This window comes from Listeria sp. Marseille-Q6474 (assembly GCF_946902005.1).
In the GTDB taxonomy this organism is placed as follows: Bacteria; Bacillota; Bacilli; order Lactobacillales; family Listeriaceae; genus Listeria; species Listeria innocua.
The window spans coordinates 1,458,724-1,472,475 of record NZ_CAMPPS010000001.1 but is presented as its reverse complement, the minus strand read 5'-3'; the positions used below and the strand labels follow the sequence as shown (position 1 = coordinate 1,472,475).

Genomic DNA, 13,752 nt, shown 5'->3' with positions numbered 1-13,752 from the left:
AAAATCTTCTAAAGGACGGTATTTAAACTTATGATACTTGTAATAGACGTGGGAAACACTAACTGTACTGTCGGAGTTTATAAAGAACAGAAACTTCTAAGACATTGGCGGATGACAACTGATCGTCATCGTACTTCCGATGAATTAGGAATGACAGTCTTGAACTTTTTTTCGTATGCAAATTTAACGCCTTCTGATATTCAAGGAATTATTATTTCGTCCGTCGTTCCACCAATCATGCACGCAATGGAAACAATGTGTGTACGCTATTTCAATATTCGACCGCTAATCGTTGGTCCAGGAATAAAAACAGGCTTAAACCTAAAAGTCGATAACCCTCGAGAAATTGGTTCTGATCGAATCGTAAATGCTGTCGCTGCTTCAGAAGAGTACGGAACTCCGGTAATTGTAGTTGATTTTGGAACTGCAACCACTTTTTGCTATATTGACGAGGCTGGAGTCTACCAAGGAGGCGCAATTGCTCCCGGTATTATGATTTCAACCGAAGCCCTATACAATCGTGCTGCAAAACTTCCGCGGGTAGACATTGCAGAATCAAGCCAAATTATTGGTAAATCTACCGTGGCATCGATGCAAGCGGGTATTTTTTACGGTTTCATCGGTCAATGCGAAGGAATTATCGCAGAAATGAAAAAGCAATCTAATACAAGTCCGGTTGTAGTAGCGACTGGCGGGCTAGCTCGGATGATAACAGAAAAATCTTCCGCAGTAGACATTTTAGATCCGTTTTTAACATTAAAAGGTTTGGAACTTCTCTATAGAAGAAACAAGCCAACCACAGAAAAATAAAGGAGTTTTATATAATGAGCGATTATTTAGTTAAAGCGTTAGCCTACGATGGCATGGCGCGCGTATATGCAGCAGTAACAACAGAAACAATCAAGGAAGCACAAAGAAGACATGATACATGGTCAGTTTCCTCTGCCGCACTTGGTAGAACGATGACTGGAACACTTTTCCTTGGAGCAATGCAAAAAGAAGACCAAAAAATAACCGTGAAAATCGAAGGCGACGGCCCAATCGGTCCAATCGTAGCTGATAGTAACGCACAAGGTCAAATTAGAGGTTACGTAACAAATCCACACGTCCACTTCAGCGAACTAAATGAAGCTGGAAAACTAGACGTCCGCCGCGGTGTAGGAACGTCTGGTATGCTTTCAGTAGTAAAAGATTTAGGCTTTGGAGAAAATTTCACTGGTCAAACACCGATCGTTTCAGGTGAAATTGGCGAAGACTTTACTTACTATTTAGCAACATCTGAACAAATCAATTCATCAGTGGGTGTTGGAGTTCTTGTTAATCCAGATGATACAATCGAAGCAGCAGGCGGTTTCATGCTGCAACTTCTTCCAGGTGCAACAGACGAAATCATTGATGAAATTGAAAAAAATCTCTCTACATTACCAACAGTTTCAAGAATGATTGAAGCCGGAGAAACACCAGAAACTATTCTAGCTAAACTCGCAGGTGGCGAAGATAAACTACAAATTTTAGAAAAAATCCCTGTAGCTTTTGAGTGTAATTGCTCCAAAGAACGTTTTGGCAGTGCGATTATTTCACTTGGAAAAGAAGAAATACGTTCGATGATAGAAGAAGATCACGGCGCCGAAGCAGAATGTCATTTTTGCCGTAACACCTACGATTTCTCAGAAGAAGAATTAGAAAAACTATACGAAGAAGCAAAATGATGAAAAAGAGCGCCTGACTGGGTGCTCTTTTTTTAAAAGTGATTAAACTTGACAAAATAGGTCGGAATTAATTAAACTATATGAAAGACCTAAAAAAGATAGGAGTGCTTTAAAAATGACAATTGTAAATTCGATCACTGATTTAATTGGAAAGACACCTATTGTGAAACTTAATCGTTTGCCAGAAGCAGGTAGCGCCGACGTATATGTGAAATTAGAATTCCAAAACCCGGGTGGTAGCGTAAAAGATCGTATTGCTAATGCGATGATCGAAAGCGCTGAAAAATCAGGTGCATTAAAACCAGGAGATACAATTATCGAACCAACTAGTGGTAACACTGGTATCGGACTAGCAATGGTAGCAGCAGCAAAAGGTTACCAAGCAATCTTCGTAATGCCAGAAACAATGAGTATAGAACGTCGTAAATTACTTCAAGCTTATGGTGCAAAATTAGTGTTAACTCCAGGGCCAGATGGCATGAAAGGCGCAATTGCTAAAGCAGAAGAGCTTGCAAAAGAAAATAATTATTTCGTTCCTCAACAATTCCACAATCCAGCAAACCCAGCTGTCCATGAAGAAACAACTGGACCAGAAATCGTTGAAGCTTTCGGTAAAGATGGCTTAGATGCTTTCATCGCAGGAGTAGGAACAGGCGGAACAGTAACTGGTGTAGGACACGTACTTAAAAAGAACTACCCAGATGTTAAAATCTATGCTCTTGAACCAGAAGAATCCCCAGTACTTAGCGGTGGTTCTCCATCGCCTCATAAAATCCAAGGTATCGGAGCTGGTTTTGTACCAGATACATTAGATACAAAAGTTTATGATGGCATTTTGAAAGTTTCAAGTGAAGATGCGCTTGAAACAGCACGCGAAGTAGCGAAAAAAGAAGGTATCCTAGTAGGTATTTCTTCCGGAGCAACTATTAAAGCCGCTCTAGACCTTGCAAAAGAACTTGGTGCTGGTAAAAAAGTACTCGCAATCGTTGCAAGTAACGGCGAACGCTACTTAAGCACACCGCTTTATAATTTTGAAGATTAGTAATCCAGAGAGCCTAGATTTTCTAGGTTCTTTTTTTATGATAAGAAATAAATGTATTTCTTACTATTTTCTAATCAAATGCACAGCGTAAATTTTCTTTTTCTAGTTAATATGTATTTATAAGCTAACAACAACAAAACATTTGCATTCTTTCCCCTTTTAGAATGGAAATCCCAAACTCCCTTTTTAGCCAGTGTGGTTTACTCCCTTTTTCCACACTGGTTTTTTAATGCAAAAAAATGAAAAGAAAAACCGGAAAATCTCATGAAACTTTAACAAAAATCACAGTGTATCCACCGAAAACTTGGTTAATATATAGTCATAAGCTAACAACAACAAAACATTTTCATTCTTCCCCCTTTTAGAATGAAAATCCCAAACTCCCTTTTTAGCCAGTGTGGTTTACTCCCTTTTTCCACACTGGTTTTTTAATGCAAAAAAATGAAAAGAAAAACCGGAAAATCTCATGAAACTTTAACAAAAATCACAGTGTATCCACCGAAAACTTGGTTAATATATAGTCATAAGCTAACAACAAGCAAAACAATTCATTCTTTCCCCTTTTTAGAATGAAATTCCTAAACTCCCTTTTTGACCAGTGTGGTTTACTCCCTTTTTCCACACTGGTTTTTTAATGCAAAAAATGAAAAGAAAAACCGAGAAATCTCATGAAACTTTAACAAAAATCACAGTGTATCCACCAAAAACTTGGTTAATATATATTCATAAGCTAACAACAAGCAAAACATTTTCATTCTTCTCCCCCCTATTAGAATGAAAACCCTAAACTCCCTTTTTTTGACCGATGCGGTTTACTCCCTTTTCCGCATCGGTTTTTTTGTGCGCTAAAATCACTGAATTCTGCTATAATAAATCTCGGAAAGAGGTGTTGGTGCTTGAAGAAGTGGAAAAGGGATCACCTAGGTATGGTCATGGGAATATTGAATGTTACGCCAGACTCTTTTTCAGACGGCGGAAAATATATGCAAGTAGAAGAAGCTGTAGCTCGAGCTGTGCAAATGGCGAAAGATGGAGCGGAAATTATCGACGTTGGTGGAATTTCTACTCGACCAGGTTTTTCGGAAGTTACACCAGAAGAAGAACTTGCACGAATTATTCCGGTTATTAAAGCTGTTAGAGAAACCCTTCCAAATATATGGGTTTCAGTTGATACTTGGCGAGCGGAAGTAGCGGAACAAGCCGTTTTAGCTGGAGCTGATATGATAAATGATCAATGGGGTGCGAAAAAAGAACCGAAAATTGCTGAAGTTGCAGCGAAGTATGATATACCAATTTGTTTAATGCATAACCGAGAAAATACGCACTATGAAGATTTCTTAGAAGATGTGAAGAACGATTTATTAGAGAGCGTTGCAATTGCCAAAGCAGCAGCTGTGCCAGATGAACATATCATTTTAGATCCAGGCTTTGGATTCGTTAAAACACCAGCTCAAAATTTAGAGGTATTACGCCGTATTGATGAAATTGTCGCACTTGGCTATGAAGTCTTACTTGGAACGAGTCGAAAATCAACTATTGGATTGGTGCTTGGAACTACTCCTCTAGATAGAATGGAAGGAACCGGCGCAACAACAGTTTACGGATTTGCGAAAGGATGTACAATTACTCGTGTACATGATGTTCTTCCGATAGCTCGCATGGTACGGATGACAGATGCAATTACTGGTAAATTAGATATTACAAAATTATAAAGAGGTGCTTTGATTGGATAAAATTTATTTAAATGAATTAGCGTTTTATGGTTATCATGGAGTTTTACAAGAAGAAACAAAATTAGGTCAAACATTTAGAGTATCTCTAATCCTTGGACTTTCTACAAAAAAAGCAGGTCAATCAGATAGTGTAGATGACACTGTAAGTTATGCGGACGTCTATGAAACCGTGAAAGGAATAGTAGAAGGTACGCCGTTTAAACTAATTGAAGCTCTTGCTGAAAAAATCGCATCGGAAGTTTTAACAGACTATCCGCTTTTAGAAGAGATTACGGTCAAGCTTATTAAACCAAATCCGCCAATTCCAGGCCACTATGATTCTGTTGCAGTCGAAATTAAACGTAAGAGAAGTGATTTGGATGGCTAAAGCTTTTTTGTCGATTGGTACAAACATAGGGGAGCGTTTAGATAATCTAAATGATGCGCTAAGAGGCCTAGCTGATTCTGAAAAAATCAAAATTACTAATGTTTCTAGCGTATATGAAACAGATGCAGTAGGTTATGAAGATCAAGCAGCATTTTTAAATATCGCATCGGAAGTCGAAACGGACTTTACGCCAAATGAATTACTAGACTTTTGCCTTGCGCTCGAACTTGAATTGGGGCGAGTTCGATTATTCAAATGGGGGCCGCGCTTAATCGATATTGATATTCTATTATACGACGATGTTAAAATCGATACAGAAAAGCTAAAAATCCCACATCCTTATATGAAAGAACGCGCTTTTGTAATGATACCTTTAATAGAAATTTCACCAGAAAAAAGCAATCTTTTAGAGAATCCAGCAATTTTAGAAGAACAAGGCGTTCGAAAAATAAAAAATCAAGTGAACTGGTAAAATTGGCACTTGCAGAAAAAACTGATTATGATAACATATCACTAGCGCAATTTAAGAGGAAGGGGTTTACCAATAATGTTTAAAATCGGTAACGTAGAAATTAAAAACCAAGTAGTTGTGGCGCCAATGGCCGGTATATCCAATTCCGCATTTCGTCTAACAGTCAAAGAATTCGGAGCAGGCCTAGTTTGCTGTGAAATGATTAGTGACAAAGGAATCGCATACCGTAATGCTAAAACACTTGATATGCTATATATTGATGAAAAAGAAAAACCACTAAGCTTACAAATTTTTGGTGGCGAGAAAGAAACGCTTGTAGAAGCTGCGAAGTTTGTGGCTGAAAACACTACAGCAGATATTATTGATATTAATATGGGCTGCCCTGTAAACAAAATTATCAAATGTGAAGCTGGAGCAAAATGGTTACTTGACCCAAATAAAGTTTATGATATGGTAGCTGCTGTTGTGGATGCTGTTGATAAACCTGTAACAGTTAAAATGCGTATTGGCTGGGACGAAGAACATGTCTTTGCTATCGAAAATGCTCTCGCAGCTGAACGTGCAGGCGCTGCAGCTGTTGCAATGCATGGTCGTACTCGTGTCCAAATGTACGAAGGTAGTGCAAACTGGGATGTGCTTAGAGATGTTAAACGCGAGCTAAAAATCCCGTTCATGGCAAATGGTGACGTAAGAACACCTGAAGATGCCAAACGAATCCTAGAACATACAGGAGCTGATGGCGTAATGATTGGCCGTGCTGCTCTAGGAAACCCGTGGATGATTTACAGAACCGTGAAATTCTTGGAAACAGGAGAACTCCTACCAGAACCAGAACCACGCGAAAAAATGGAAACAGCTATGCTTCACTTAAACCGTTTAGTCGAATTAAAAGGCGAAAACATTGCTGTACGCGAATTTAGACAACACGCAGCATACTATTTAAAAGGAGCTCGCGGTAGTACCCGTGCAAAAGTAGCTGCTAACCAAGCAACAAAACAATCAGAAATGGAAGCAATTTTAAATGAATTTGTTCTTCAATACGAAGAAAAAGCATTAGCAAAACAAGATTAATCATTGTTGCCTCGAGATTTCGGGGCAATTTTTAAATTTATACTAGAAAAACAAGACCAAAAAAGCGTATAATGGAAACATCTGTAGAAATGAATAGAATAGGAGTGTACCTATATGAGTAACGAGAATCATGAAGAACTAAATGACCAACTCATCGTCCGTCGAGAAAAAGTGGACACATTGCGCGAAGAAGGCATAGATCCTTTTGGTGAGAAATTCATCCGTTCCATCAGCCCGGAAGAAATTGAAACAAAATTTGCTGATAAATCAAAAGAAGACCTTGAAGAAGCTGCGATTGAAGTTTCTGTAGCAGGACGAATCATGACGAAGCGTGTCAAAGGTAAAGTAGGTTTCACGCATATTCAAGACCGTTTCCATCAATTACAAATCTACATTCGTAAAGATGCTATTGGCGAAGATGCCTATGCGATTTTTAAATTAGCTGATTTAGGAGACATTATTGGTATAAAAGGAACTATTTTCCGCACTAACACAGGGGAGTTATCCGTAAAAGCAACAGAGTTCACTTTGCTTTCTAAATCATTACGCCCACTTCCTGATAAATATCACGGTTTAAAAGACGTAGAACAACGCTATCGTCAACGTTATTTAGATTTAATTACAAATGAAGAAAGTCAAAACCGTTTTGTTATGCGTAGTAAAATTTTGAAATACACTCGTGATTACATGGATAATCAAGGTTTCTTAGAAGTAGAAACACCAGTACTCCATACCATTGCTGGAGGAGCTGCTGCAAAACCATTTATTACACATCATAATGCTCTTGATATGGAATTATACTTACGAATCGCATTAGAACTACATCTGAAACGCCTAATCGTCGGCGGGATGGATAAAGTCTATGAAATCGGCCGTGTTTTCCGAAATGAAGGAACCTCCACACGCCATAACCCTGAATTCACTATGCTAGAATCATACGCTGCTTATGAAGATTATGAAGATGTTATGGACTTAGTGGAAGGCTTAGTATCAACAGTATGTGAACAAGTAAATGGAACAACAAAAATAACATACGGCGAATACGATGTAGATCTGACTCCAAATTGGCGTCGTATCCACATGGCAGACGCAGTAAAAGAATATGTAGGCGTAGATTTCTGGAATGTAACATCTGATGAAGAAGCACACGAACTAGCTAAAAAACATGATGTAGCAGTAACAGAACACATGACGTATGGCCATATTCTTAATGAATTTTTTGAAACATACGTAGAAGAGAAACTAATTCAACCAACATTTGTATATGGTCATCCAGTGGAAATTTCTCCTTTAGCTAAGAAAAACAAAGAAGACGAGCGTTTCACTGATCGTTTTGAATTATTCATCGTTGGTCGTGAACATGCTAATGCGTTCTCAGAATTAAATGATCCAATTGATCAAAGAGAACGTTTTGAAGCACAAATGAAAGAACGCGAACAAGGAAATGATGAGGCTCACGGAATGGATGCAGATTTCCTTGAAGCATTAGAATATGGTCTACCGCCAACAGGTGGACTAGGTATAGGTATAGATCGCCTAGTAATGCTATTAACAGACGCTCCATCTATCCGGGATATATTATTATTCCCAACAATGAAACATCGCGATTAACAACGAATCCAGAGCTGATTTTACCAGTTCTGGATTTTGCTATTTTTTTAGAAAAAAACAAATTTGCCAAAGAGAAACTTTTTCTTAAAATATGCTTGCAATACCTATAAAAACATGATATATTTATAAACGTTCCAGTTAAACAAAGACAAAATGTTCTTCAGGAAATTAAATTTTTTTGAAAAAACTTCTTGACTTTAACTACTGGATAGAGTAAGATATAAGAGTTGCTGCTAAACACGGCAACGAAGAAAAAGTGACCTTTGAAAACTGAACAAAGAAGAAGACGAAAAGCAATGAGACGTAAAGTCTCACTGGTAATCGCAGGGCAGAAAACAGAAAGCTGTTTTCAACAAAAACAAACTAGTAATTTAATTGCTAGCGAAGTCAATTTGACGCAAGGAATCTTATTCACGGTGTTGAATAAGTATTCAAATTCAATTTATATTTTAAAGAGAGTTTGATCCTGGCTCAGGACGAACGCTGGCGGCGTGCCTAATACATGCAAGTCGAACGAACGGAGGAAGAGCTTGCTCTTCCAAAGTTAGTGGCGGACGGGTGAGTAACACGTGGGCAACCTGCCTGTAAGTTGGGGATAACTCCGGGAAACCGGGGCTAATACCGAATGATAGAGTGTGGCGCATGCCACGCTCTTGAAAGATGGTTTCGGCTATCGCTTACAGATGGGCCCGCGGTGCATTAGCTAGTTGGTAGGGTAATGGCCTACCAAGGCAACGATGCATAGCCGACCTGAGAGGGTGATCGGCCACACTGGGACTGAGACACGGCCCAGACTCCTACGGGAGGCAGCAGTAGGGAATCTTCCGCAATGGACGAAAGTCTGACGGAGCAACGCCGCGTGTATGAAGAAGGTTTTCGGATCGTAAAGTACTGTTGTTAGAGAAGAACAAGGATAAGAGTAACTGCTTGTCCCTTGACGGTATCTAACCAGAAAGCCACGGCTAACTACGTGCCAGCAGCCGCGGTAATACGTAGGTGGCAAGCGTTGTCCGGATTTATTGGGCGTAAAGCGCGCGCAGGCGGTCTTTTAAGTCTGATGTGAAAGCCCCCGGCTTAACCGGGGAGGGTCATTGGAAACTGGAAGACTGGAGTGCAGAAGAGGAGAGTGGAATTCCACGTGTAGCGGTGAAATGCGTAGATATGTGGAGGAACACCAGTGGCGAAGGCGACTCTCTGGTCTGTAACTGACGCTGAGGCGCGAAAGCGTGGGGAGCAAACAGGATTAGATACCCTGGTAGTCCACGCCGTAAACGATGAGTGCTAAGTGTTAGGGGGTTTCCGCCCCTTAGTGCTGCAGCTAACGCATTAAGCACTCCGCCTGGGGAGTACGACCGCAAGGTTGAAACTCAAAGGAATTGACGGGGGCCCGCACAAGCGGTGGAGCATGTGGTTTAATTCGAAGCAACGCGAAGAACCTTACCAGGTCTTGACATCCTTTGACCACTCTGGAGACAGAGCTTTCCCTTCGGGGACAAAGTGACAGGTGGTGCATGGTTGTCGTCAGCTCGTGTCGTGAGATGTTGGGTTAAGTCCCGCAACGAGCGCAACCCTTGATTTTAGTTGCCAGCATTTAGTTGGGCACTCTAAAGTGACTGCCGGTGCAAGCCGGAGGAAGGTGGGGATGACGTCAAATCATCATGCCCCTTATGACCTGGGCTACACACGTGCTACAATGGATGGTACAAAGGGTCGCGAAGCCGCGAGGTGGAGCCAATCCCATAAAACCATTCTCAGTTCGGATTGTAGGCTGCAACTCGCCTACATGAAGCCGGAATCGCTAGTAATCGTGGATCAGCATGCCACGGTGAATACGTTCCCGGGCCTTGTACACACCGCCCGTCACACCACGAGAGTTTGTAACACCCGAAGTCGGTAGGGTAACCTTTATGGAGCCAGCCGCCGAAGGTGGGACAGATAATTGGGGTGAAGTCGTAACAAGGTAGCCGTATCGGAAGGTGCGGCTGGATCACCTCCTTTCTAAGGAAAAGGAAACCTGTGAGTTTTCGTTCTTCTCTATTTGTTCAGTTTTGAGAGGTTAGTACTTCTCAAGTATGTTTGTTCTTTGAAAACTAGATAAGAAAGTTAGTAAAGTTAGCATAGATAATTTATTATTTATGACACAAGTAACCGAGAATCATCTGAAAGTGAATCTTTCATCTGATAAGAAGTATCATCGCTGATACGGAACATCAGAAAAACAACCTTTACTTCGTAGAAGTAAATTGGTTAAGTTAGAAAGGGCGCACGGTGGATGCCTTGGCACTAGGAGCCGAAGAAGGACGGGACTAACACCGATATGCTTTGGGGAGCTGTACGTAAGCGTTGATCCAGAGATTTCCGAATGGGGGAACCCACTATCTTTAGTCGGATAGTATCCTTACGTGAATACATAGCGTGAGGAAGGCAGACCCAGGGAACTGAAACATCTAAGTACCTGGAGGAAGAGAAAGAAAAATCGATTTCCTGAGTAGCGGCGAGCGAAACGGAAAGAGCCCAAACCAAGAAGCTTGCTTCTTGGGGTTGTAGGACACTCTATACGGAGTTACAAAAGAAAGTTATAAATGAAGCGGTCTGGAAAGGCCCGCCAAAGACGGTAACAGCCCGGTAGTTGAAATGGCTTTCCCTCCAGAGTGGATCCTGAGTACGGCGGAACACGTGAAATTCCGTCGGAATCCGGGAGGACCATCTCCCAAGGCTAAATACTCCCTAGTGACCGATAGTGAACCAGTACCGTGAGGGAAAGGTGAAAAGCACCCCGGAAGGGGAGTGAAACAGTTCCTGAAACCGTGTGCCTACAAGTAGTTAGAGCCCGTTAATGGGTGATAGCGTGCCTTTTGTAGAATGAACCGGCGAGTTACGATTTGTTGCAAGGTTAAGCGGAAAAAGCGGAGCCGTAGCGAAAGCGAGTCTGAATAGGGCGCATAAGTAACAGGTCGTAGACCCGAAACCAGGTGATCTACCCATGTCCAGGATGAAGGTAAGGTAATACTTACTGGAGGTCCGAACCCACGCACGTTGAAAAGTGCGGGGATGAGGTGTGGGTAGCGGAGAAATTCCAATCGAACTTGGAGATAGCTGGTTCTCTCCGAAATAGCTTTAGGGCTAGCCTCGAGGTAAAGAGTCATGGAGGTAGAGCACTGTTTGGACTAGGGGCCCTTCTCGGGTTACCGAATTCAGATAAACTCCGAATGCCATGTACTTATACTCGGGAGTCAGACTGCGAGTGATAAGATCCGTAGTCGAAAGGGAAACAGCCCAGACCACCAGTTAAGGTCCCCAAATATATGTTAAGTGGAAAAGGATGTGGGGTTGCTTAGACAACCAGGATGTTGGCTTAGAAGCAGCCACCATTGAAAGAGTGCGTAATAGCTCACTGGTCGAGTGACCCCGCGCCGAAAATGTACCGGGGCTAAACATATTACCGAAACTGTGGATGAACCTCTTCGGAGGTTCGTGGTAGGAGAGCGTTCTAAGGGCGGTGAAGTCAGACCGGAAGGACTGGTGGAGCGCTTAGAAGTGAGAATGCCGGTATGAGTAGCGAAAGAAGGGTGAGAATCCCTTCCACCGAATATCTAAGGTTTCCTGAGGAAGGCTCGTCCGCTCAGGGTTAGTCGGGACCTAAGCCGAGGCCGATAGGCGTAGGCGATGGACAACAGGTAGAGATTCCTGTACCAGTGCTAATTGTTTAACCGATGGGGTGACACAGAAGGATAGGGAATCGCACGAATGGAAATGTGCGTCCAAGCAGTGAGTGTGAGAAGTAGGCAAATCCGCTTCTTGCGAAGCATGAGCTGTGATGGGGAAGGAAATTAAGTACGGAAGTTCCTGATTTCACGCTGTCAAGAAAAGCCTCTAGGAAGAGTAGTACTGCCCGTACCGCAAACCGACACAGGTAGATGAGGAGAGAATCCTAAGGTGAGCGAGAGAACTCTCGTTAAGGAACTCGGCAAAATGACCCCGTAACTTCGGGAGAAGGGGTGCTCTATTAGGGTGCAAGCCCGAGAGAGCCGCAGTGAATAGGCCCAGGCGACTGTTTAGCAAAAACACAGGTCTCTGCAAAACCGTAAGGTGACGTATAGGGGCTGACGCCTGCCCGGTGCTGGAAGGTTAAGAGGAGTGCTTAGCTTCGGCGAAGGTACGAATTGAAGCCCCAGTAAACGGCGGCCGTAACTATAACGGTCCTAAGGTAGCGAAATTCCTTGTCGGGTAAGTTCCGACCCGCACGAAAGGCGCAACGATCTGGGCACTGTCTCAACGAGAGACTCGGTGAAATTATAGTACCTGTGAAGATGCAGGTTACCCGCGACAGGACGGAAAGACCCCGTGGAGCTTTACTGCAACCTGATATGGAATGTTTGTACCGCTTGTACAGGATAGGTAGGAGCCGAAGAGACGTGTGCGCTAGCATACGAGGAGGCAATGGTGGGATACTACCCTGGCTGTATGACCATTCTAACCCGCCACGCTAAGCGCGTGGGGAGACAGTGTCAGGTGGGCAGTTTGACTGGGGCGGTCGCCTCCTAAAGAGTAACGGAGGCGCCCAAAGGTTCCCTCAGAATGGATGGAAATCATTCGCAGAGTGTAAAGGCACAAGGGAGCTTGACTGCGAGACTGACAAGTCGAGCAGGGACGAAAGTCGGGCTTAGTGATCCGGTGGTTCCGCATGGAAGGGCCATCGCTCAACGGATAAAAGCTACCCCGGGGATAACAGGCTTATCTCCCCCAAGAGTCCACATCGACGGGGAGGTTTGGCACCTCGATGTCGGCTCGTCGCATCCTGGGGCTGTAGTCGGTCCCAAGGGTTGGGCTGTTCGCCCATTAAAGCGGCACGCGAGCTGGGTTCAGAACGTCGTGAGACAGTTCGGTCCCTATCCGTCGCGGGCGCAGGAAATTTGAGAGGAGCTGTCCTTAGTACGAGAGGACCGGGATGGACACACCGCTGGTGTACCAGTTGTTCCGCCAGGAGCATCGCTGGGTAGCTATGTGTGGCAGGGATAAACGCTGAAAGCATCTAAGCGTGAAGCCCCCCTCAAGATGAGATTTCCCATTTCTTCGGAAAGTAAGATCCCTGAAAGATGATCAGGTAGATAGGTTTGGAGTGGAAGTGTAGCGATACATGGAGCGGACAAATACTAATCGATCGAGGACTTAACCAAAAAATGAAACGAAGTTACCTAACTGAACCCTTTCTTCTCTAGTTTTGAGAGAGCAATCTTTCAACAACTTCATATTGTCTGGTAGTTATGGCGAGAAGGTCACACCCGTTCCCATCCCGAACACGGTAGTTAAGCTTCTCTGCGCCAATGGTAGTTGGGGGCTTCCCCCTGCGAGAGTAGGTCGCTGCCGGGCAATATTATTTCTGGAGGTTTAGCTCAGCTGGGAGAGCATCTGCCTTACAAGCAGAGGGTCAGCGGTTCGATCCCGTTAACCTCCATTTTTTATGCCGGCTTAGCTCAGTTGGTAGAGCAACTGATTTGTAATCAGTAGGTCGCGAGTTCGACTCTTGCAGCCGGCACCATTAATATTATCTTTATAATAATACATATTTTTATTGTAGAGAGCCGTTAGCTCAGTTGGTAGAGCATCTGACTTTTAATCAGAGGGTCGCTGGTTCGAACCCAGCACGGCTCACTTTTGCGGGTGTGGCGGAATTGGCAGACGCACCAGATTTAGGATCTGGCGCCGCGAGGCGTGGGGGTTCAAGTCCCTTCACCCGCACTTATAAA

General features: G+C 43.1%; 8 protein-coding genes, 4 tRNA genes and 3 rRNA genes. All 15 read left to right on the top strand.

Translation table 11 applies throughout. The annotated features are described in order from the left end of the window. The first annotated feature begins 30 nt into the window (after nt 1-30). The 15 genes from OC533_RS07405 to OC533_RS07335 all read left to right on the top strand — a co-directional run bounded on the left by OC533_RS07405 (nt 31) and on the right by OC533_RS07335 (nt 13,744). The gene (locus OC533_RS07405) at nt 31-810 is read left to right on the top strand and encodes a type III pantothenate kinase (RefSeq protein WP_003772472.1); all 780 of its coding nucleotides are present in this window, start codon (nt 31-33) and stop codon (nt 808-810) included. A gap of 14 nt (nt 811-824) precedes the next feature. Further along, the gene (gene hslO, locus OC533_RS07400; protein ID WP_003760045.1) at nt 825-1,709 is read left to right on the top strand and encodes an Hsp33 family molecular chaperone HslO; all 885 of its coding nucleotides are present in this window, start codon (nt 825-827) and stop codon (nt 1,707-1,709) included. Nucleotides 1,710-1,824: 115 nt separating this feature from the next. Further along, the gene (gene cysK / locus OC533_RS07395) at nt 1,825-2,751 is read left to right on the top strand and encodes a cysteine synthase A (protein WP_010990298.1); all 927 of its coding nucleotides are present in this window, start codon (nt 1,825-1,827) and stop codon (nt 2,749-2,751) included. 896 nt (nt 2,752-3,647) lie between these two features. Then, nucleotides 3,648-4,463, top strand: a complete 816-nt coding sequence (gene folP, locus OC533_RS07390) for a dihydropteroate synthase (protein WP_185547545.1) — start codon at nt 3,648-3,650, stop codon at nt 4,461-4,463. 13 nt (nt 4,464-4,476) lie between these two features. Beyond that, complete coding sequence (gene folB, locus OC533_RS07385) at nt 4,477-4,851, top strand: dihydroneopterin aldolase (RefSeq protein ID WP_003760053.1); 375 nt, start codon at nt 4,477-4,479, stop codon at nt 4,849-4,851. Continuing rightward, nucleotides 4,844-5,323 carry a 2-amino-4-hydroxy-6-hydroxymethyldihydropteridine diphosphokinase gene (gene folK / locus OC533_RS07380; protein WP_045552620.1) on the top strand — a complete coding sequence of 160 codons (480 nt, stop codon included), beginning with the start codon at nt 4,844-4,846 and terminating at the stop codon, nt 5,321-5,323. The genes folB and folK overlap by 8 nt, the downstream gene beginning before the upstream one ends. A 75-nt stretch (nt 5,324-5,398) precedes the next feature. Continuing rightward, a complete protein-coding gene (gene dusB, locus OC533_RS07375; protein WP_010990300.1) occupies nt 5,399-6,394 on the top strand; it encodes a tRNA dihydrouridine synthase DusB in 996 nt (331 codons plus the stop codon). A 114-nt stretch (nt 6,395-6,508) separates the two neighbouring features. After that, a complete protein-coding gene (gene lysS, locus OC533_RS07370) occupies nt 6,509-8,005 on the top strand; it encodes a lysine--tRNA ligase (RefSeq protein WP_185511147.1) in 1,497 nt (498 codons plus the stop codon). A 448-nt stretch (nt 8,006-8,453) separates the two neighbouring features. Further along, nucleotides 8,454-10,003: ribosomal RNA gene (locus tag OC533_RS07365) — 16S ribosomal RNA — on the top strand. Nucleotides 10,004-10,250: 247 nt separating this feature from the next. Then, a 23S ribosomal RNA gene (locus tag OC533_RS07360) occupies nt 10,251-13,182 on the top strand. A gap of 77 nt (nt 13,183-13,259) precedes the next feature. Then, nucleotides 13,260-13,375 (top strand): 5S ribosomal RNA (rrf, locus tag OC533_RS07355). Together the 16S, 23S and 5S rRNA genes with 4 tRNA genes alongside form the textbook arrangement of a ribosomal RNA operon. A 12-nt stretch (nt 13,376-13,387) precedes the next feature. After that, nucleotides 13,388-13,460: transfer RNA gene (locus OC533_RS07350), tRNA-Val, on the top strand. 8 nt (nt 13,461-13,468) lie between these two features. Beyond that, nucleotides 13,469-13,544 (top strand) — tRNA-Thr (locus OC533_RS07345). A 40-nt stretch (nt 13,545-13,584) separates the two neighbouring features. Then, nucleotides 13,585-13,657 (top strand) — tRNA-Lys (locus OC533_RS07340). Nucleotides 13,658-13,662: 5 nt separating this feature from the next. Then, nucleotides 13,663-13,744 (top strand) — tRNA-Leu (locus OC533_RS07335). Nucleotides 13,745-13,752: the final 8 nt, after the last annotated feature.